Source organism: Streptomyces sp. NPDC104831 (assembly GCF_055583025.1).
In genome coordinates this window covers 200,647-220,367 of record NZ_JBVJOT010000006.1, presented here as the reverse complement: position 1 = coordinate 220,367, position 19,721 = coordinate 200,647, and the positions used below count along the sequence as shown (strand labels likewise).

General features: G+C 73.1%; 17 protein-coding genes. 10 read left to right on the top strand and 7 right to left on the bottom strand.

Features of this window, described 5'->3' with window-relative positions:
- The 3 genes from ACZ63H_RS06830 to ACZ63H_RS06820 all read right to left on the bottom strand — a co-directional run.
- Positions 1-319 (bottom strand): aldo/keto reductase (locus ACZ63H_RS06830; protein WP_469862777.1); only part of this gene is annotated, 319 nt, incomplete at its 3' end.
- 110 nt (positions 320-429) lie between these two features.
- Positions 430-1,440 carry a TIGR03571 family LLM class oxidoreductase gene (locus ACZ63H_RS06825; RefSeq protein WP_469862776.1) on the bottom strand — a complete coding sequence of 337 codons (1,011 nt, stop codon included), beginning with the start codon at positions 1,438-1,440 and terminating at the stop codon, positions 430-432.
- 117 nt (positions 1,441-1,557) lie between these two features.
- Entirely contained in the window at positions 1,558-2,382 is an 825-nt protein-coding gene (locus tag ACZ63H_RS06820) for an aldo/keto reductase (protein WP_469862775.1), read from the bottom strand.
- Positions 2,383-2,774: 392 nt separating this feature from the next.
- Between ACZ63H_RS06820 and ACZ63H_RS06815 the strand changes: the two genes are divergently transcribed.
- The 3 genes from ACZ63H_RS06815 to ACZ63H_RS06805 all read left to right on the top strand — a co-directional run bounded on the left by ACZ63H_RS06815 (position 2,775) and on the right by ACZ63H_RS06805 (position 6,278).
- Positions 2,775-3,260 (top strand): MarR family winged helix-turn-helix transcriptional regulator, encoded by a 486-nt coding sequence (locus ACZ63H_RS06815; RefSeq protein ID WP_469862774.1) that lies wholly within the window; start codon positions 2,775-2,777, stop codon positions 3,258-3,260.
- Positions 3,261-3,816: 556 nt separating this feature from the next.
- Positions 3,817-4,689: a GntR family transcriptional regulator gene (locus tag ACZ63H_RS06810; RefSeq protein ID WP_469862773.1), complete on the top strand. Its 873-nt coding sequence runs from the start codon at positions 3,817-3,819 to the stop codon at positions 4,687-4,689.
- Between the two features lie 131 nt (positions 4,690-4,820).
- Complete coding sequence (locus ACZ63H_RS06805; protein WP_469862772.1) at positions 4,821-6,278, top strand: MFS transporter; 1,458 nt, start codon at positions 4,821-4,823, stop codon at positions 6,276-6,278.
- Between the two features lie 196 nt (positions 6,279-6,474).
- Here ACZ63H_RS06805 and ACZ63H_RS06800 read toward each other — a convergent pair whose 3' ends face one another.
- The gene (locus ACZ63H_RS06800) at positions 6,475-7,215 is read right to left on the bottom strand and encodes a DUF4232 domain-containing protein (protein WP_469862771.1); all 741 of its coding nucleotides are present in this window, start codon (positions 7,213-7,215) and stop codon (positions 6,475-6,477) included.
- Between the two features lie 323 nt (positions 7,216-7,538).
- Here ACZ63H_RS06800 and ACZ63H_RS06795 point away from each other — a divergent pair, with 323 nt between their 5' ends.
- Entirely contained in the window at positions 7,539-9,845 is a 2,307-nt protein-coding gene (locus tag ACZ63H_RS06795) for an ATP-binding protein (protein WP_469862770.1), read from the top strand.
- Positions 9,846-10,046: 201 nt separating this feature from the next.
- Here ACZ63H_RS06795 and ACZ63H_RS06790 read toward each other — a convergent pair whose 3' ends face one another.
- On the bottom strand, positions 10,047-10,616 hold the full coding sequence (locus ACZ63H_RS06790; protein WP_469862769.1) for a PadR family transcriptional regulator: 570 nt from the start codon (positions 10,614-10,616) through the stop codon (positions 10,047-10,049).
- A 95-nt stretch (positions 10,617-10,711) separates the two neighbouring features.
- Here ACZ63H_RS06790 and ACZ63H_RS06785 point away from each other — a divergent pair, with 95 nt between their 5' ends.
- Positions 10,712-11,143: a nuclear transport factor 2 family protein gene (locus ACZ63H_RS06785; protein WP_469862768.1), complete on the top strand. Its 432-nt coding sequence runs from the start codon at positions 10,712-10,714 to the stop codon at positions 11,141-11,143.
- Between the two features lie 25 nt (positions 11,144-11,168).
- Here ACZ63H_RS06785 and ACZ63H_RS06780 read toward each other — a convergent pair whose 3' ends face one another.
- A complete protein-coding gene (locus ACZ63H_RS06780) occupies positions 11,169-11,681 on the bottom strand; it encodes a DUF1203 domain-containing protein (RefSeq protein ID WP_469862767.1) in 513 nt (170 codons plus the stop codon).
- A 120-nt stretch (positions 11,682-11,801) separates the two neighbouring features.
- Entirely contained in the window at positions 11,802-13,352 is a 1,551-nt protein-coding gene (locus ACZ63H_RS06775) for a pectate lyase family protein (RefSeq protein ID WP_469862766.1), read from the bottom strand.
- 448 nt (positions 13,353-13,800) lie between these two features.
- Here ACZ63H_RS06775 and ACZ63H_RS06770 point away from each other — a divergent pair, with 448 nt between their 5' ends.
- The 5 genes from ACZ63H_RS06770 (at position 13,801) to ACZ63H_RS06750 (ending at position 19,685) form a co-directional block, all read left to right on the top strand.
- On the top strand, positions 13,801-14,925 hold the full coding sequence (locus tag ACZ63H_RS06770) for an aminotransferase class V-fold PLP-dependent enzyme (protein WP_469862765.1): 1,125 nt from the start codon (positions 13,801-13,803) through the stop codon (positions 14,923-14,925).
- A gap of 477 nt (positions 14,926-15,402) precedes the next feature.
- Complete coding sequence (locus ACZ63H_RS06765; protein ID WP_469862764.1) at positions 15,403-16,716, top strand: glycosyltransferase; 1,314 nt, start codon at positions 15,403-15,405, stop codon at positions 16,714-16,716.
- Between the two features lie 77 nt (positions 16,717-16,793).
- On the top strand, positions 16,794-18,020 hold the full coding sequence (locus ACZ63H_RS06760) for a sedoheptulose 7-phosphate cyclase (protein ID WP_469862763.1): 1,227 nt from the start codon (positions 16,794-16,796) through the stop codon (positions 18,018-18,020).
- Complete coding sequence (locus tag ACZ63H_RS06755; RefSeq protein ID WP_469862762.1) at positions 18,010-18,756, top strand: cupin domain-containing protein; 747 nt, start codon at positions 18,010-18,012, stop codon at positions 18,754-18,756. Before ACZ63H_RS06760 ends, ACZ63H_RS06755 begins: the two co-directional genes overlap by 11 nt.
- A complete protein-coding gene (locus tag ACZ63H_RS06750; RefSeq protein ID WP_469862761.1) occupies positions 18,753-19,685 on the top strand; it encodes a VOC family protein in 933 nt (310 codons plus the stop codon). Before ACZ63H_RS06755 ends, ACZ63H_RS06750 begins: the two co-directional genes overlap by 4 nt.
- Positions 19,686-19,721 lie beyond the last annotated feature (36 nt).

Here is a 19,721-nt window from a genome sequence, read left to right as displayed (position 1 = left end):
TGTTGGGGTTGCCGTGCTCGAAGAGGCCGCCCTTCTCGCCGAAGTCGGGGACGTCGGTCTCGATCTCGTCGAGGATGACGCGGCCGACCTTGGTGGACAGCACGTACTCGTCGCGGGGCTTGGTGGCGAGGACCTGGCCCAGGCGCTCCTCGGCGAGGCCGGCGCCGTAGAAGGGGGCGGTGTCGAAGTAGCGGATGCCCTGGTCCCAGGCGGCCTCCACGGTCGCGCGGGCCTCCTCGTCGGGGATCGCGCGGAACATGTTGCCCAGCGGGGCGGTGCCGAAGCCGAGACGGCCGGGAAGGAGGTTCTTCAGCGACATGGTGGTGCCTTTCGATGGGTGCCTTGGCGCCGGGAGTGCCGGAGCCGAATGCCCTGCGCCTATCAATGCAGGAGCACCTTACAAGCGTCAACAATAATTGCAGACGCGGGCTAATGCAAGTGGTGGGCGCGCTCGGGACCCCGGCGGGGGAAGTGCGGCAGGACGTCCTCCGCGAGCTCGTGCAGCACCTCGTCCACCGGCCGCTCGTTGGGCCGAAGGTTGAAGGAGACATGGGCGACACCGAGGTCGGCCATCTCCCCGAGGCGGTCGATCAGGCCCTTGCTTCCGACGCTGAGTCCGAGCCGAATGGGGCGCGGCGGGGCGTCCGGGTCCTCCCGCAGGTGCAGCACCATGGGCGTGAGGTACGGCTTGCCGCCCCCGGTGAGCCGCTGCCACTCGCGCGTCCTCAGGCCGAGGGCGCCGAGGTCGCGCGGATAGTTGAGGGAGGCGTCGGCGTGCTCGGCGATCCACTCGGGGGTCTGCTGCGCACCGCCGGCGACGGCGATCGGGATGCCGGCCGGGTGGACGGGCTTGGGCAGGACGGTGAGCCGCCGGTCGGCGCCGAGGCCGGCCCGGGGCAGTTCCAGCGGGCCTCCGCGCCAGGCGGCGCGCAGGGTCTCCACGCCTTCGCGGAACGCCGTGCCGCGCTGCCGGAAGTCCCGTCCGAAGAGCGGGTACTCCACGGGGCGGTCGCCGCTCGCGAGCCCGAGCAGCATGCGTCCGCCCGCGAGCACGTCCACGGTGGCGGCGGCCTTGGCGACCAGCAGGGGCTCGCGCAGGGGCAGCACGACCGCGCCGGTGGCGAGGACGGTGTCGTCCGTGACGGCGGCCAGGTGGCCGAGGTGGGTGAAGGTCTCGAAGACGGATCCGGCGTCGCCGAACTGCACGGGGTCGTAGAGCGGGACGTCGCGCAGCCACAGTGCGGCGAAACCGAGCCGGTCGGCGAGCCGGGCGAGCCGGGCGTGCCCGGTCAGGTCCGGGACGCCGAAGGGGCGGCCGGACTCGCGGTCGGCGTGCTGCCGCGACGGGTCCCAGTCGTTGTCGAGGGGGAGTTCGAGGCCGAGGGTGAGCCGCCCGGGGGCGGGGGCCAGACGGGCGAGTGCGGGGTGCGGGGGTGCCACGGCGGGTCCTTCCGGGGCGAGGACGGCGCCCCGCCCCGGGCGACTGCCCGGGACGGGGCGGCGGGGTGTACGGGGCCGAGCCGTACCGGTGCCGGTGTACCGGCTCGGGCTCGCGGGTCAGTTGAACTGGTCCGGGTGGGGGCCGGTGCGCAGGTCGCGGTCGGTGGCCGCGATCGCGGTCATGTCCTCGTCGGTGAGACGGAAGTCGAACACGTCGAGGTTCTGGCGGATGCGGGCCGGGGTGACCGACTTGGGGATGACGATGTTGCCGAGCTGAAGGTGCCAGCGCAGCACCACCTGGGCGGGGGTCTTGCCGGTGCGGTCGGCGACGGCGGTGATGGCGGCGTCGTCCAGGACAGCGCCCTGGGCGAGCGGGCTCCACGCCTCGGTGGCGATGCCGTGCCGGGCGTGGAAGGCGCGCAGCTCGGCCTGCTGGAGGCCGGGGTGCAACTCGATCTGGTTGACCGCCGGGACGAGGGAGCCGTTGTCCAGCAGCCGCTGCAGGTGGGCGGGCTGGAAGTTGGAGACGCCGGCGGCCCGGATCCGTCCCTCGCCGGCCAGGCGCTCGATGGCGCGCCAGGAGTCCAGGTACAGGTCCCGCTCGGGCGTGGGCCAGTGGATCAGGTAGAGGTCGAGGTGGTCCAGGCCCAGCTTGGCGAGGCTGGCGTCGAAGGCGCGCAGGGTGGCGTCGTAGCCCTGGTCGGCGTTCCACAGCTTGGAGGTGATGAACAGCTCCTCGCGGGGCAGCCCGGAGGCGGCCAGCGCCCGGCCGACGCCGCTCTCGTTGCCGTAGATCGCCGCGGTGTCGATGCTGCGGTATCCGGCCTCCAGGGCGTTGGCGACGGCGGCGGTGGTCTGGTCGTCGGGAACCTGGAAGACGCCGAAGCCGAGCTGGGGGATCTCGACGCCGTTGTTCAGCTTCACGGCGGGGACGGTGGTCATGGGGTGGCTCTCTTTCAGTCGGTGATCGGTGCGATGTGTGGTCGGTGTGGGCCCGGGGACGGCCCGGGCGCGGGCCGGGCCCTCGCGGCGGAGCGTCAGCGGGCGAGTTCCTCCGGCGCGGCGGCGAAGGCGCGGTCCCGCTCGCAGGCTCCGCCGCCGACGCCCACCGCGCCGATGATTGCCAGTGCGCCTTGCGAGCGTCGACAATACTTGCAGACGCTCGCTAAGTGCAAACGCGGGCAGCCCTCGCGTGACGTGGCTCCTGGAAGAGTCGCAGCTCACCGTCGCACCGACGCGTGGATACTTGCAAAAGCCCTATGTAGGCCCTAGCCGATATTTCCACGCAGGGCTTACCCTGGGTCCGAGTCTCATCCGGAAGGAGACCCGGACCCATGACCGCCACGGATCCCTCACTGACCGCTCTGGCCAGCGGATGGGCAGCCCTCTATCTCCTGCACGCCCGGATCGAGGCGCACATCGAGCGTGCCCTGCAGTCCGCGCACGACCTGAGCGTGCGCGAGTACTCACTGCTCGACGTGCTCAGCCGGCAGCACGGCGACGAGGGCGGGCACCTGCAGATGAAGCAGGTCGCCGACGCGGTGGTGCTCAGCCAGAGCGCCACCACCCGCCTGGTCACCCGCCTGGAGGACCGTGGCCTGCTCTCCCGCTACCTGTGTCCGACCGACCGCCGCGGCATCTACGCCGATGTCAGCGACGCGGGCCTGGAGCTGCTGCGAGCGGCCCGGCCGACCAACGACACCGCCCTCAGGGAAGCGCTCGACGAAGCCGCGAAGAACCCCGGGCTGGCCCCCCTGGTCACGGCGGTCGAGGCGATGAACCCGACGCACCGGCCCGCCGATCTCCTTCCGGCACGGTAGAAGCCTTCGCCCTGAGACGGGCGAGCGGGCTCACCGGCGGCAGGAGGGGGCGCTCCTCCCCCGGCGACCCGGCACACGCGGACACTCGGCCCACGCCCGGACCGTCACCGCCCCACGCGGTCACCGCTCCGTGGCCGGCGGGCGCCCCGTCTCCGAAACGCACGGCGGGCGTCACGGTACGCAGTCGCGCTGCCATGGGCAGGCCGGACCGACCCCTCCTGCCGCACCGTCGCTTCGACTGGGTGGCGCAACGCCCGCGCGCCTGTCGCAGCGCCGCACGTCAGCGGTGTTTCCGCAGGTCAGAAAGGGTGGCTTAACGTGCCGGAAACATCAGCGTCCTAGGTTGAGCGGCGCCGCGTGGTCACGGACCCCCGCCGGACACGGCGGTCTGGCCCGACCGGTCGACGGCGTACGGGCACGGCCCCGTCGCCGCCCGGTCGGCAGGGTCGACGGGCGCCGCGGGCTCCCGTGGCGCGTGGCATCCGGACACCGCCGGTACCGCCGGCCCCGGCGTGTGCTCCCCTGCCGTCCGGCCCCGACCCGTACCGGAGGTCCCATGAACGCCTCGCCCGCCCAGCCCACTCCCCCGGCCGCCGGCACGGGTCCGGGTGGACGGTGTGCGCGCGGTCCGGCACCGCAAGCCCGGCGGCGGACACGGGCGGACCGGGCCCGGCAGGTCGCCGAGGTGCTGCGCCGCCAGATCGCCTCGGGGGCGTTCGCCTCGGGTGTGCTGCCGGACGAACGGGTGCTGATCGCCGACTTCGCGGTGTCGCGCAACACCGTCCGCGAGGCACTGGGCGTGCTGCGCGACGAGGGCGTGGTCGAGCGGCGCCAGGGCGTGGGCACGGTGATCGTGCGCCGGCCCTACGAGCACACCCTGGAGCGGCTGACCGGACTCGCCGAGACGTTGCGCGCGCACGGCGAGGTGACCAACCGGGTGCGGGTCGCGGACGTGGTGCGCCCGCCCGGCGAGGTGGCGCGCAAGCTGCGCGTACCCGACGGCGGACGGGTGGTCCACATCGAACGGCTGCGGCTGCTGGACGGTGTCCCGCTGTCCCTGGACCTGACCTACCTGGCCGCGGACATCGGGGAGCCGCTGCTGGCCGCCGACCTGGCCGGGCGGGACCTGTTCGGGCTCATCGAGCAGTCCACCGGCGGCCGGCTCGGCTCCGCGAGCGTCACCGTGCACGCGGTGGGCGGTGACCCGCACACGTGCGCACTGCTGGACATCCCGGCGGGCTCGGCGCTGTTCACCGTCGAACGGCTGACCAGACTGCCCGACGGACGCCCGGTGGACCTGGAGTTCCTGCGCATCCGCGGCGACCGGCTGGCGTTCCGCACCGAACTCGTCCGCGCCGTCCCGGACCCGCACGCCGGTCCGGACCCGCGGGACGACGGCCACCTGCGACGCGCCGGAGGCATACGGTGATGCCCGGCCCCGGGAGCACCGGCGGGGCGGCGTCCGGCCCGGCCGCGTCCGCGGGCCGGGGCACGGAGGGGTCTCCAGCCGGTACCCGGGAGCCCGGAAGCCGGGAGCCCGGGCCGCCGACCGTCGCCGTGATGTGCCTGTGCGTCACCTTGGTCGTGGGCATGGTGTCCGCGGTGAACCTCGCCGTCCCCGCGCTGTCGCGCAGCGCGCTGCGCCCGTCGGCCGAGTCGGTGATGTGGGTGGTCGACGGCTATGTGGTGTTCTTCGCCTGCCTGTTGATCCCGGGCGGCGCGCTCGCCGACCGGCTCGGCCGCGAGCGGGTGCTGGCCGCGGGCCTGGGCCTGTTCACCGCCGGGTGCGTCCTGTGCGCCGTGGCGCCGGTCGTGGGCGTGGTGATCGCGGGCCGCGTGGTCAGCGGCGTGGGCGCCGCCGCGGTGCTGCCGACGACCCTGGCGCTGCTGGTGGGCGGCGCGCCGGCGCACCGCCGGCCGCGGCTGGTGGCGGTGTGGGCGTCGATGACGGGCCTGGCGGCCGTACTGGGCAACGTCGGCGGCGGCGCGGCGCTGGAGACCGGCTCGTGGCGGGCGCTGTTCTGGTGCGTGGTGCCGTTGTCGCTGACGGCTCTCGCCCTGGTCGTGGTGTTCGCCCCGGCGCCGCCACGGCACGGCCGGCCGGTGTCGGTGGTGTCCGCGGGCCTGCTGACGGCCGGTTTCCTCGCGCTGCTGTCGGGGATCGTCTCCGGTCCGCAGGCCGGCTGGGGCAGCGCGCGGGTGCTGGGCGGGTTCGGTGCGGCGGCGGTGCTGCTGACGGCCTGGACCGGCTGGGAGCTGCGGCGGGAACATCCGATGCTGGACCCGCGGCTGTTCACCGTGCCGGTGGTGCGGGCGGGGGCGGTCGGGATGGCGCTGGCGTTCGCCGGGATGTTCGGCCTGTTCTACGTCAACGGGCAGTATCTGCAGTACGCCAAGGGCTACTCGCCGCTGGGGGCGGGAGTGCGGCTGCTGCCGATGGCGGGTGCGCTGCTGCTCGCGCCGCGCTGCGCGGTGGCCGTGGAGCGGCGGGCCGGCCCGCGGGTGACGCTCGGCGCCGGGCTGGCGGTGCTGGCGGCCGGTCTGGGCACGGTCTCGCTGGTCGGCCCGGGCACCCCGTATCCCCTGTACGCGCTCGGGGCGACGCTCACCGCGGCCGGGTGCGGTCTGGCCACCCCGCTGCTGTCGCACGGCATGATGTCCGCGCTGCCGGCCCACCGGGCCGGGGTGGGCTCCGGGCTGCAGAGCCTGGCGCGGGAGCTGGGCAGCGCGTTGGGCGTGGCAGTCGGCGGCAGCGTGGTGACCGGGGTGTTCACCGCGGGCCTCCCGGCGCCGCTGCGCGGGCCCGGGGCGCCGACGACCGTTCCCGCCGCCGAACAGCGGCTGGCCGCCCGGGGCCCGACCTCGCCCGGCCTCCGGCACGCCGTCGTCACGGACTTCACCACGTCCCTCGACACCGCGATGCGGGTGCTGGCCGTACTGGTGCTGGCGGTCGGTGTGCTGGTGGTCGCCTGGTACCCGCGCCGTGGACCCCGGGGCGCGGGCGGGCGGGGCGGGTGACGGCCGGCGGACGCACGCGCGTGCGCGTACTCCAGCCGTCCGGGCACACCGGGTGGCGGACGCGGTCTCCGCGGCGTGCTCGACCGTTCGCCCGACGTGCCGCCGGTCCCCCACGGCCGCACCGAACGCCCTCAGCCGCCGGTCACCCGGCGGGCGAGGTGTCACCGTGCCCGGGCGTCAGCCCGGCGGGGGGGACTCAGAAGTCGTCCGCGCCGTTGCGCAGTTCCGGGGTCCAGTAGCCGGTGAGGGCCTTGGCCGGGTCGACGGCGATGCCGCCGCTGCCCGGCGCGGTGACGGCGATGACCGTGGAGTCGCCCTCCAGCTGCACGGAGAACGCCGACACAGGCTCGTTGTCCTCGTCGACCCCGCCGTCCGACAGCTTCACCAGGGCGTAGGCCGGGGCTCCCGCCGAGAGCACGACCGGCGTGGCCGGCTTGCTCTTGGCGACGGCCGGGACGTCCTGCTTGTGGCTCTCCAGGAACTGGATGTGCGGGAAGCCCGTCAGCCGGCACAGGTGGCGGGAGGTGTTCTTCGCCGTGAGGACGATGTGCGTGTAGGGCGGACCGTCCTGCGTGGCGGCGGTGACGGAGACGTCTCCCGCGGTGCAGACCGGGGCGGAGGCGGAGGCCTGCTCGCCGGTGGAACCGGTGGAACCGGTGGAACCATTGGTGCCGGTGGTGCCGGTGGTGCCGGTGGAGTGCGCGGAGCCCTTCGCTCCCGTCGCGCGGGCCGAGCCGGTCGATCCCGTCCCCTCGGACGTGCTGGTGCCCTTGTCGCCGGCCTGCTGGGCGGACGCCGTGGACGACGCCACGGTGGCCTTGGGGGCCACCGCGGCCTTCGACGTGGTGTCCCCGTCGCTCTGGCAGGCGGTGAGGGACAGGGTCAGAGCCGTGCCCGCGACGGCGAGCAGCACGGAGCGGTTGCGCGGAGTGTTCATGGAGAGTTCCCCCCGGAGTGTGTGGGCCGCGGCGCGGTGCCGTGGGCCGTGGTCGTCGTACTGGTGGTGCGCGGTTTCGCGTCGACGTCGGGTGGTCCGGGCCGTTCCCGGGCCCGGCCGGGCCCCGTGTCCCGGCGGTCGGTCCGCCCGGGATGCGGTGCCACGTCCGCGTTCGCCCCGGCAGGCCGACCGTTCCGCGTCGGCCTTCAGTCGATCACTTCCGGTCCGCGCCGCCCAGGCGGTTCTCCCGGCAGAAGTGCCGTCGGCCATACTTCTGCCGGAGGCTCTCATCCGGACGAGCCGGACGATCGGGGGCTTCGACGGTGCGCGACGGCACGCCATCCACAGGGGACTTCGGGCAGCGGCTGCGCCGTCTGCGCACCCGTGCCGGACTGAGTCAGGAGGCCCTCGCGCACGACGCCCAGGTCAGTGTCAGGGCGCTGGCGGACATGGAGCGCGGGCGTACCCGGGGGCCGCAGCGCCGTACGGTGCGGGCGCTTGCCGAGGCGCTGGGACTGGACGACGGCGAGGCGGCGGGCCTGGAGGAGTCCGCGGCCCTCGGCCGGCCGCGCCCCCGGCCGGACACCGGCCCGGCCGGGTCCGGCACGCTGGCCCTGCCGCGCGACATCGAGGACTTCACCGCGCGGGGCCCGGCCCTCGCCCGTCTGCTGGACCTCGCGCGGGACGCCGGAGCGGGCCGGCCGGTGGTCAGCGTGGTCTCCGGGCAGCCCGGTCTGGGCAAGACCGCGTTCGCGGTGCACGCCGCCCACCTCCTCGCCCCGCACTTCCCCGACGGGCAGTTCGTCCTGGACCTGCACGGCATGGATCCCGAGCCGACCACCCCCCGGGACGCGCTGGCCCGGCTGCTGGGCGCGGTGGGGGTGGCCGACGCCGCGCTGCCGGCGGGCACCGACGAGCGCGCCGGCCTGTGGCGGTCCCTGGCCGGCGACCGGCGCATGCTCCTGCTGCTGGACAACGCCGCCGACGAGTCCCAGGTCGGTCCCCTGCTGCCCGGCACCGGCCCGTCCCTGACCCTCGTCACCAGCCGCCACGTCCTGGCGGGTCTGGAGTCCGTCCACCGCACCGATCTGTCCCTGCTGCGGCGCGAGGAAGCGGTGGAACTCCTCACCCGCATCATCGGCCCCGACCGGGTACGGGCGGAGGCACAGGCCGCACGCGACCTCGCCGACCTGTGCGGACACCTCCCGCTGGCCGTCCGGATCGCCGGCCAGCGGCTGCTCGGCCGTCCGCACGAGCGCCTCGGCAAGCTCGTCGCCCGCCTCGCCGCCGAGGGCCGGCGGCTGGACGGTCTCCAGGCCGGGAGCCTGCGGGTGCGCGCGGCCTTCGCGCTCTCCTACCGTCAGCTCCCCCCGGACGCGAAGACCCTGCTGCGCCGCGCCGCGCTCGCCGCCGGCCCTGACTTCAGCCCGGAGACCGGCGCGCTCCTGGCCGGCCTGTCCCACGACGAGGCGGTCGCCCGCGCCGAGGAGCTGACCGACGCCGGTCTGCTGCAGAGCGACGCCGCCGCCGAGCGGTACCGCTTCCACGACCTGCTCAAGCTCTACGCGGCCGAACAGGCCGAGGCCGAGGACGGCCCCGAGGTCCGCGACGCCGCCCTCGACCGGACCGCGCACTGGATGCTGCGCCGGGCCACCGCCGCCGCGCTGCACTTCGACGTCGACCACGAACAGGCCGCGTCGCCGGGCGACCCGGACCCGGACACGGCGCCCACCGGCCGGGAAGAGGCCCGGGCCTGGCTGGAGGCCGAGCGGGCCCAGTGGCTCGCCGCACTGCGCCGGGCCCATGACGCCGGCCGGTACCGGCAGGTGCTGGACACGGCGGAGGCGATGCACTGGTTCTCCGACCTCAACCAGCACTGGGAGCAGTGGGTGGAGGTGTTCCAGCGGTCCGCCGACGCCGCCCGCTCCCTGGGCAGCCGGCGTGAGGAGGCGGTTCACCTCAACTACCTCGCCTGGGCCTACAACCTCTGCGTCCACGACCCCCGCGCCGCCCTGACGAGCGCCGACGGCGCGCTCGCGGCGGCCCGCGACTGCGGGGACGGGCTGCAAGAGGGCTGGGCGCTCGGCTACGGCGCGGGCGCGCTCAGCCGGCTGGGCCGTGCGGAGGAGGCCCAGGAGCGCCTGCGCGACGCGGCCCGCTGCCTCGCCTCCCAGGAGTCGCCACAGGGCCGGCTCGCCGAGCTGACGGTCCTCAACAGCCTGGGCACCCTGCTGCGCCAGACCGGCCGGGCAGCCGAGGCCCTGGACATCCACCGCCGCAGCGAGCGGATCTGCCGCGCGGGGATTCCGGGTCGGACCGAGGAGGTCATCGCGTTGTACCACGCGGTCGCCCGGCAGCAGATCGGCAACGACCTGGCGGCCCTGGAACGCTGGCAGGAGGCCGAGGCGCCGTTGCGGCAGGCCCTCGCCGCCTTCGAAGCCGCGCAGATGCCGGCGTGGGCCGGACAGGCCCGGCTGGACCTGGGTCAGGCGCTCGGCGCCGCGGGACATCCGGAGGCCAGGGAGACGCTGTTCGCCGCCCGCGACGCCCTGGCGGCGCTGCGCAGCCCCCGTCAGGTGGAGGCCGACGCCGCGCTCACCGCCCTCGACGAGGCCGCCGCCGGCACGTGAGGGCACACCGCCGGCTCACCGCCGTCGACGAGGATGCCGGGCGGCCCGGTGCGAGGCGCACGCACGGCGCCCCGCGCCCTGTGGCACGACCGGGCGTTCGGCGAGCCGGTCGGCGAAGCCGCGCGGGCCGCGGTGTCGTCGCCGGCGCCGGGGCCCTCGGTCCGGCCGTCGCCCGGGGCGACGTGGCGGCGGTGCGTCGCGTCAGTGCCGGGCGCGGGCCTGCCGCCTTTCCCGCAGGACCGTGACGGTGCGCTCGCACCAGTCACGGTTGCCCTCTTCGAAGGCCAGACCGCGCAGGCACGTCAGGTAGGGGCCGACCCGGTCGCCGTGGCGCAGGAACTCCTCCTCCGTACGCTCGCCGCGCATGCCGCGCAGCAGCTTGCCGAAGAGGTCGATCTTGGCCTGGGCGAAGGCGGCGCGTTCGGAGAGCTGCGCGATCAGCTCCTCCGTCTCGACGTGGTCGGCGGCCTGGACCTTGACGAGCAGGTCGTCGCGGATGAAGGAGGGCTTCGCGGAGGCGGCCGTGAACTCCCCCAGTTCCGCGAGTCCGGCGTCCGTCACCCGGAACAGGCGCTTGTTGGGCCGGGCCTGCTGAAGCACCTCGCGGCCCACGATCAGCCCGTCCTTCTCCAGCCGGCTCAGCTCGGCGTAGAGCTGCTGCGGCTGGGCGTACCAGAAGTTGGCCACACCGAGGTCGAACGCCTTGGCCAGCTGGTAGCCGCTCAGCTCTCCGTCGAGCAGTGCCGCCAGTACGGCGTGCCGTAGCGCCATCGGGCTGTCTCCTTGCGTGCCTCTGTCGCGGACCTCCCGCACATGATAGTCATGAAAATGACTAGTCACATTCATGACTATGGAGGCAGCACGCCATGACCACCGCCGACCGTTTCCGTACCGCCGTGGACCGTCGTGACCTGACGGCGCTGGACGACCTGTTCACCGAGGACATCCGCTTCTACAGTCCGGTGAAGTTCACCCCCTTCGAGGGCAAGCCGATGGTGCTGGGCCTCTTCAAGGTCCTGCTGCGCACGTTCGAGGACTTCCGTTACCTCGGCCACCACACCGGCACCGCGCGGACCAGCACCGACGACACGTCCGCCGCCTCCGCGGTGCTGCTCTTCCGCGCCCGGGCGGGCGGCAGGGACATCCACGGCATCGACCTCCTGCACTTCGACGACGACGGCCGGATCAAGGAGTTCACCGTCATGGTCCGCCCGCGGTCCGCCGTCCACGCCCTCGGTGAGGCGGTCCTCGCCGGTCTGGTCGCGGACGGCCTGGTACCGGCGCCCACCGGCCGGTAGCCGTGCGCTCCGGTCGCCCCCGCGGTCAGGGCCTGCGCACCTCGTAATGGAAGCAGCCGTACTCCACCGCCCGTACGTGCACGAGTGCGACGCGGGAGTCGGCGAACGCCGTGCGCAGGGCCCGCTCCACGACGGTCTGCGCCAGGCCGGGGTCCTCGGGCAGTTGTACGACCGCGCCCCCCGCGATCCGGCCTCCGGCGTCGTAGCGGCGCACCACGCGCAGTGCCCCGGTCTCGGCGAACGGATGGCCGGACGCCGGGTCGGGCCCCGGGCACCGGTCGGTGTGGATGAACACCGGGCCGACCTCGTCGTAAGCCCCCGGGGTGGCTCCCACCTCCGCCGCCCACCGGCGCAACGGGGCGTACGAGACGAGCGAGATCCGCTCGCCGGCCCGGCCGCGGCGCAGACAGCAGCGCAGCGGCGCTCCTTCCGCGTCGTGCGCGTGGGCGCGGGGAACCACGCCGGCGTCGTCGCGTTCGCGGAGTTCGTCGAGCACGTGGGGGGCGATGGCCAGCGGCTGATGGGTCGATGTCGTCATGTACTCAGGCTGCGCGGCCGAAGGCGCCGGCGCTGGCGGCAATCCGACCTCGAGTTCACCACGGCACCCGTCCCGCCGGTGGTGCGGCCCCCGACCGGCGGGCGGGAGCCGCACCTCGCACTACCCGGCGTACGTCTCGAACTCGGCGACCTGGGGGGTGCCGCTCGCGCCGGTGATCTGGAAGGTGACCTTGGAGAGCGTCGTCCGGGGCAGGGGGATGGCGCCCGCGCCGCTGCCGGAGGTGAGCACCGCCCCGGTGTCGCCGTCGAGGACGCGCCAGGAGCCGATGCGCCCCGCGGTCCCCGCCGTCTCCCTGATGCCGACCGAGGAGACGGTCGTGGGCGAGCCCCACTTGATGGAGATGGAGCCGGTCGTACCGGACGGCGACCAGTAGGTGTTCAGGTCACCGTCGCGCACGTTGCCGTAGCTCGTGCCGTCGGCCTTGCTGGAGCCGTCGGAGCCCGCCCCGATGCTGAGGTTGGTCCCACCGGTGCGCGTCGGCGTGGGTGTCGGGGTCGGCGTGGAAGTGGGCGTCGGCGTGGGGGTGGGTGTGGGCGTCTGCGGTGTGCAGCCGCCGTCGGAGACGCGCAGCCCCTTGTCGGCGCCCGCCGTCCGGCTGACGATGGCCGGTACGCAGCCGGCGGCGTCGAGCGTGTAGGCGTACGGGATGGCGACGGTGGTGTTGGACTGCGGGTCCGGGCCGGCCGGATGGTTGTCGGTGCCGGGGCTGGTCCAGGTGACGTTGTCGTAGATGTTGCCGGCGACCTGCCAGGAGCCCAGCTCGTCGGTGTAGAAGGTGCCCAGGACGTCCTTGGAGTCCTCGAAGTAGTTGTTGTCCACCTTGGCGCGGGCGCCGGCCCGGGAGTTGATCCCGGACTTGTTCAGGCTCACGTAGTGGTTGTTGTACATGTGGGCGGTGCCGCCGCGCAGCAGCGGAGCGCGGGAGTCGATGTTCTGGTACAGGTTGTGGTGGAACGTGATGTAGCTGTTCGACAGGTCGCTCTCGCTCGACCCGATGAGGCCGCCCCGGCCCGAGTTGCGCAGGACGCTGTACGACAGCGTGACGTACCGGGTGTCGTCCTTCATGTCGAAGAGCGCGTCGAAGCCCTCCGCCTCCCCGCCCGATGCCTCCAGCGTCGCGTGATCGACCCAGACGTTGCGGACGTCGCTCTCCATGCCGATGGCGTCACCGCCGTTGGACGTGGGGGAACCGGACTTCTTGACGTTCTTCACCGTCACGTTCTGGACGACGATGTTGCTGGACTCGCGGATGTGGATGCCCACCTGGTCGAAGACGGCACCGCCGCCGACCCCGACGATGGTCACGTTGCTGACCTGCTTCAGCTCGATCACGCCGTCGGCGGTGTTGCAACTGCCGCCGGACACCTTGCCGGTGTTGGCGTGGTTGATGGTGCCCTCGACCTGGATGGTGATCGGGGTGCTGCTGTCGGCCCGGGCGCACAGGGCCGCGTGGATCGCGGTTCCGGTGGTGGCCCGCACGGTCTGCCCGCCCGCGCCGCCGGTGGTCCCGCCGTTCTGCGTCGCGTACCCCGTGGCGCCGGAGGCGGCGGCCGACGCCTCCTCGGGCAGGGCCACGACCATCCCGGCCGCGGCGGCCACCCCCAGCGTGGCCAGGGCCGCGTACAGTCGCATGACGACTGGTCGTCTCATCCTCGTCTCCCACTCGGTCGTTCGCCGCCGACGCGGCTCGAATCCTGGGTGGTGCTCCTTGTGCTGTGACGGCGTGCCGTGGTGCTCGGTCACACGAGGGAAAGCGCTTTCCGTGCGGCGAGAATAGGGTGGCCGCCGGTCAACGGCAAGGTTCCGGACAGTTACGGAACATGTCATTCCGATAAGGACCGGCGCCCCGCTGGGGCCCGGCAGAAACCGCTTTTACCCGCTCCGGGCAGGCGGGACGGCCTGGCCCGGTCGTCGGGCCGGACGCGTCGGGCCGGCAAGGCACGGTCCCGGCCCGCCGGCCGGCGCGTTCGGGCCGCGCGGTTACCCTGACTCCCAGCCGACCCCTACCCGTGACGCACGTGAACAGGACAGGAGTCCCATGCCGGCACCACTGAACGTAGCCCGTGCCCGCCAAGAGACCCCCGGATGCGCCCATGTCGTGCATCTCAACAACGCCGGCGCGGCACTTGCCCCGGCCCCGGTACTCGACGCCGTCGTCGACCACCTGCGACTCGAGGCGCGGCTCGGCGGTTACGAGGCCGCGGCGGACGCCGCCGAGCGGATCGACGCCGTCTACGCGTCGATCGCCCGCCTCATCGGCTGCCGGCCGCAGGAGGTCGCCGTGGTCGAAAACGCCACGCGGGCCTGGGACATGGCCTTCTACGCGATGCGTTTCCAGCCCGGCGATCGCATCCTGACCTCGCGCGCCGAGTACGCCAGCAATGTCATCGCCTTCCTCCAGGCGGCCCGCCGCACCGGCGTCCAAGTGGAGGTCGTCGATGACGACGAACACGGCCAGCTGTCGGTGAAGGACCTCGAACGGCGCCTGGACGGGGACGTCAAGCTGGTCGCCATCACCCACGTGCCCACCCAGAGCGGTCTGGTCAACCCCGCGGCCGAGGTCGGCCGGCTGACTCGCGCCGCCGGCATCCCCTTCCTGCTCGACGCCTGCCAGTCCATCGGCCAACTGCCCGTCGACGTGCGGGAGATCGGCTGTGACATGCTGTCGGCGACCGGGCGCAAGTTCCTGCGCGGCCCGCGCGGCACCGGCTTCCTCTACGTCTCCGACCGGCTCGTCGAGCAACTGGAGCCGCCCTTCCTCGACCTGCACGCCGCGACGTGGACCGGCACGCAGACCTACGAAGTCCGTCCCGACGCACGGCGGTTCGAGTCCTGGGAGACCAACTACGCGGCCAAGATCGGCCTTGGTGTCGCCGTGGAGTACGCCCTGGGCTGGGGCCTCGACGCGATCGAGGAGCGGGTCACCGCCCTCGCCGCACGGTTGCGCCACCGCCTCGGGCAGCTGCCCGGCGTGACCGTCCAGGACCGGGGACGGCGCCTTTGCGGCATCGTCACGTTCACCGTCGACGGGGTGCCCGCGGCCGACGTGCGGCACCGGCTCGCCGCGTCGGGCATCAACACCAGCGTCTCGGTGATCACCTCCGCCCGCTACGACCTGGGCGCACGCGGTCTGCCCGCCGTGGTGCGGGCATCGGTGCACTACTACAACACCGAGGACGACATCGAGGCGCTGGCCACAGCGCTGAGCCCGCTTCGGGCCTGACCCTCCGCCCAGCCGGGCCGGCGCGCCCGCGGAGCCTCCTCCCCGCGCGCCGGCCCGCCGCCACGCCGCCCGTGGGGCAGGTGAGCAAAGGGTTAACGACGCATTTCGCGGAATGGACGCCACATTTCCGGGATGAAAAACCGTCCTCACTACCCGAGATGATCGTGGCCGATTCCATCCTCAAACAACTGAAGGCTTCGTCCGGAGTATCGAACTCCGCAGGTCAAATCTTGATCCACTCTCCAGGACACTTCCTTCACCCTGTCCTGAAGCTGTCGCTTGACCGATCAAGTGAGCGCTCTCTAGGATCTCTGTGGACTGACCATTAAAGAACCAGATGGTCGCTGCAAACTCTTGAAATCAACCGTCGCACGTGTCCGATTCACGAGGAAGGTGGCGGACGTGGGTTCGTTGGTCAGCGAGGTGTTCCCGGAATCCGACAACGGTGCGTCCCGCGGAGTCTCCTTATCCGCCCGAGTGGCGCACTCTCTGGCACAGCGCACTATCTGGCACATCAACACCACCGCCCGAGGAGGCGGTGTCGCCGATTTACTGGAAAAGGCCATAAGGCTGCACAACGAGTCCGGACTGAAAGCCCGGTGGCTGGTGCTCGGCGGCGGGCCCGAATTCTTCGCGGTGACCAAACGGCTCCATCACCGTCTGCACGGCAGTCCGGACCCGGCGGGACCGCTCGGCCCCGCCGAGCGGGAGGTCTACGAGGCCACCGCGCTCCGTCAGGCGAGGGAGGTCCTGGAGCGGATCGCGCCGGGCGACCTCTGTGTCCTGCACGACCCGCAGACCCTCGGCCTGGCCCCGCACCTCGTGGCCGCCGGCCTGGACGTCGCCTGGCGCTGCCACATCGGCACCGCCTCGCACACCGCGGTGGTCCGGGACACCTGGGCCTTCCTCGCCCCCTATCTGCGGGCTCCGGCGCGGTGCGTGTTCTCGGCCGAGCGGTACGCCCCGTCCTTCCTGGCGGAACAGGAGGGGAAGGTCGTCGTCCTGCGGCCGTCGATCGACCCCGCCGCCCGCAAGAACCGCCCGATGGCGGGGGCGGCGGTGCACGACCGGCTGCGCGCGATCGGGCTCCAGGCCGCGCCGGGCCGGCCGGCCGCCGGGCGCACCGCCCGCATCGTGCAGGACCGGCCGCTTCCCGAGGACGCCCCCGTGGTCCTCCAGGTCTCCCGCTGGGATCCGCTCAAGGACATGGCGGGGGTGCTGCGCGGCTTCGCGGACCATGTGGCGCCGGTCCGGGACGACGTCCATCTGGTGCTGGCCGGGCCGGACCCGGACGACATCCCCGACGATCCGGAAGGCTCGCGGATCCTGCGCGACCTGTGCGGCGTCCGGGAAGGGCTCGACCGGCCGGTCCGCGAACGCGTGCACCTGGTCACCCTGTCGCTGCTGGACGCCGACGCCAACGCCGACTCCGTCAACGCGCTGCAGCGGCGCGCCGACGTCGTCGTACAGAAAAGTCTGCGGGAAGGTTTCGGGCTCACCGTCACCGAGGCCATGTGGAAGGGCAGGGCCATCGTCGCGAGCGCGGTCGGGGGCATCACCGACCAGATCCGCGACGGCCGCGAAGGGCTCTTGGTGCGGAATCCACACGACCTCGCCGCATTCGGTCACGCGATTCTCCGGCTGCTGTCGGAGAGTGAGCTGCGCGAGCGGTACGGAACCGCCGCGCATCATCGCTGCACTCAGGAATTCCTCATCTACCGGGAATTCATGGACTACTGCTCGCTCTATACCGGTCTCATCGAGCGCACTCCGGCCGCCGTGCATCCGTGAGCGGTGCGGAAGCCCTCGTACAGACCGGGTCATCGCACCCATCCCTTTCCATCCGTAACCGATGAGGAAACGACGACATGGAAAGTCTTGTGCAGTCCACCACCCGTACCCGGCTGGACACCGACGACATCTCGGTCCCGTCCCTGATCAGGAACGGCGGGGACCGGCCCGAGTGGCTGGTCCAGGCCACGAAACCGGTCCGCTACGAAGTCCGCATGGTCGACGGGCTCCTCGATCCGGCCCACTCCGACCTGGCCCTGGCCGGGGTCACCGAACGCACCGGCAACCGGCGGTTCATCGTGCTCGACGACCACGTGGAGCGCCACTACGGTGACCGGTTGCGCGCCTATCTGGACGCGCACGGCCTGGAGCCGTCCATCTGCGTCCTCGCCGCCGAGGAGCGCACCAAGACGATGGACAGCGTCTCCCACGTGGTGCGCGCCCTCGACGCGTTCGGGATCTCCCGGCGGCACGACCCGATCATCGCCATCGGCGGTGGCGTCCTGCTCGACATCGTCGGCTTCGCCGCGAGCCTGTACCGGCGCAGCACCCCGTACGTGCGCGTCCCCACGACGCTGATCGGCATCGTGGACGCGGGCGTGGGGGTCAAGACGGGCGTCAACTTCGGCAGTCACAAGAACCGGCTCGGTACCTACTTCGCGCCCGCGCTCGCCCTGCTGGACCGCGACTTCCTGGCCACGCTCGACGAACGGCACATCAGCAACGGACTGGCCGAGATCCTCAAGATCGCCCTGGTCAAGGACATGCGCCTGTTCTCCCTGCTGGAACGGCACGGCACGACGCTGGTGTCGAGCCGCATGCAGGCGCGGGGCGCCGAGGGCGACGTGGTGCAGGAAGTGCTGGAGCGGGCCATCCACGGCATGCTCGAAGAGCTTCAGCCCAACCTGTGGGAGAACGACCTGCAGCGCCTGGTCGACTACGGGCACACGTTCAGCCCCACCATCGAGATGCGGGCGCTGCCGGACCTGCTGCACGGCGAGGCCGTCGGCATCGACATGGCCCTCACCACCGTCATCGCCCGCCGGCGCGGCCTCGTCGGTGACGGGGAGCAGCGGCGCGTCGGCGCTGTCATGCGCCGGTTGCGTCTTCCGCAGTACCACCCGGTGTGCGAGGTGCACAGCCTGGCCGAGGCGCTGGAGGACACCGTCCGGCACCGGGACGGGTTGCAGCGGCTGCCGCTCCCGGTGGGCATAGGATCCGCCCGGTTCGTCAACGACGTGACGGTGGACGAGATCGGGCAGGCCCTCGCCACGCTGGCCGCCGGGGGCCTCGATGCGGCCTGATCTGCAGATCTCCGACCTCGGCTCCCCGTCTCAGGTCCACGGGGTGCACGGCGCGGCCGGAGTGACCGAGTGGCGGTCGCTCGCGGCCGGACGGGGGCTGCGCGGTCCCTACGAGGCCGTCGAGTGGGCGTGCGTCCCGCCCGGCGGGCTCAGCGGCGAGCATCTGCACAGCCGTACCGAGGAGGCGTACGTCCTGCTGTCCGGCCGGGGCGAGGCACTGCTCAACGGCGAGCCGCACCCGGTGCGGGCCGGAGAGGTGATCCTCACCGGTCTCGGCGCGACGCACGGCCTGCGCAACACGGGCGGCGGGCCGCTGAGCTGGCTGACGCTCGAAGTCCCCGCCCCGCCCACGCTGGCCCTCACCCACACGCCTTGGAAGGACGCGCCCATGACGGACCGGCAGACCGGTGAAGCGGTGATCGTCGACCTCGAGGAGCTGCGGGACGTGGATCCCCGCCCCACCCTCCAGGGGCCGCTGCGCCGGATCCGGCTGCTGGAACTGGCTCCCGGCGCGTCGGAGCGCCTGCCCGGGCAGGGGGCCGAGCACACGGTGTTCGTGCTGTCGGGCACCGCCACGGCGACCAGTGGGTCCGGTGACGTCACCGTGCGGGAGGGCATGTCCGTGACCGCGTCGGGCGGCGAGGACCTCCGGATCACCGCGTCCGCCCCGGGGCTTCGGGCCGTGTGCGCCAGCTTCGTCGTCCCCTCGCCGCACGAGAGGGGCGCGGGGCTGTGATCGTCACCGACAGCGGCGCCGCCTCGACCGTGGTGGACGGTGACGGCCGCAGCCGGCGCTGGCGGTGCCTCGCGCGGCGCGGCATGCTGTTCAGCGAGTGCGAGTCCGTCGACCACGTGACCCTGGAGAAGGACTCGGTGCTCCACGCGGACCCCGAGGCCGGCACCGAGTGCCTCTGGTACGTGCTGCGGGGCGACGCCTCCTTCCACGCCGCCGGTCACGGCCCGGGCCGTCCCGTCCGGGACGGGCACGCCGTTCTCCTCCCGGCCGGTGCCGCCGGGCGCCTGGTGGCCGGTTCCGCCACCGAGGTCGTCGTGGTGACCTGCGTACCGGACGCGGTGGCGCGTCGCCTTCCGGCCCGGGCGCCGTCGCTCCCGGAGCCGGCCCGGGGCATCCCCACCGCGACCAACGTCGACCACATCGCCTACACCGTGCCCGACCTCGACGAGGCCGTGCGGTTCTTCGTCGACGTCCTCGGCGCCGACCTGCTCTACCGCGAGGACACCATCCGCTCCGACGGCGACGACTGGATGCGCGAGGCGCTCGACGTGCACCCGCGGGCCACCGCGGACATCGCCATGCTCCGCCTCGGCCCGGTCACCAACATCGAGCTGTTCCAGTACACGGCGCCGGACCAGAACCGGGCCGTGCCCAGGAACAGCGACGTGGGCGGGCACCATCTCGCCTTCTACGTACGCGACATCGACGCCGCGACCGCGTACCTGCGCCGGCAGCCCGGCGTACGCGTCCTCGGTGACGCGCCCCGGTCCGTGACCAGCGGGCCCATCGCGGGAGACCGCTGGATCTACTTCCTCAGCTCGTGGGGGATGCAGATGGAGCTGATCAGCCTCCCGGAGAGGCTGCCCTACGAGGACGCGACGCCGCACCGCCGTTTCGGGCCCTGCGCCGCCTGGTCGGTCGCGCCGTGACCGGCGCTCCGTCCCGGGGCCGCGAAGGAGGTCTGG

Bases quoted from the DNA above. Each gene is read 5' to 3' on its own strand.
- ACZ63H_RS06815 (WP_469862774.1), top strand. From the start codon at position 2,775: ATGACCGCCACGGATCCCTCACTGACCGCTCTGGCCAGCGGATGGGCA.
- ACZ63H_RS06775 (WP_469862766.1), bottom strand. From the start codon at position 13,352: ATGAGACGACCAGTCGTCATGCGACTGTACGCGGCCCTGGCCACGCTG.
- ACZ63H_RS06785 (WP_469862768.1), top strand. From the start codon at position 10,712: ATGACCACCGCCGACCGTTTCCGTACCGCCGTGGACCGTCGTGACCTG.
- ACZ63H_RS06810 (WP_469862773.1), top strand. From the start codon at position 3,817: ATGAACGCCTCGCCCGCCCAGCCCACTCCCCCGGCCGCCGGCACGGGT.
- ACZ63H_RS06780 (WP_469862767.1), bottom strand. From the start codon at position 11,681: ATGACGACATCGACCCATCAGCCGCTGGCCATCGCCCCCCACGTGCTC.
- ACZ63H_RS06820 (WP_469862775.1), bottom strand. From the start codon at position 2,382: ATGACCACCGTCCCCGCCGTGAAGCTGAACAACGGCGTCGAGATCCCC.
- ACZ63H_RS06805 (WP_469862772.1), top strand. From the start codon at position 4,821: ATGTGCCTGTGCGTCACCTTGGTCGTGGGCATGGTGTCCGCGGTGAAC.
- ACZ63H_RS06790 (WP_469862769.1), bottom strand. From the start codon at position 10,616: ATGGCGCTACGGCACGCCGTACTGGCGGCACTGCTCGACGGAGAGCTG.
- ACZ63H_RS06755 (WP_469862762.1), top strand. From the start codon at position 18,010: ATGCGGCCTGATCTGCAGATCTCCGACCTCGGCTCCCCGTCTCAGGTC.
- ACZ63H_RS06800 (WP_469862771.1), bottom strand. From the start codon at position 7,215: ATGAACACTCCGCGCAACCGCTCCGTGCTGCTCGCCGTCGCGGGCACG.
- ACZ63H_RS06760 (WP_469862763.1), top strand. From the start codon at position 16,794: ATGGAAAGTCTTGTGCAGTCCACCACCCGTACCCGGCTGGACACCGAC.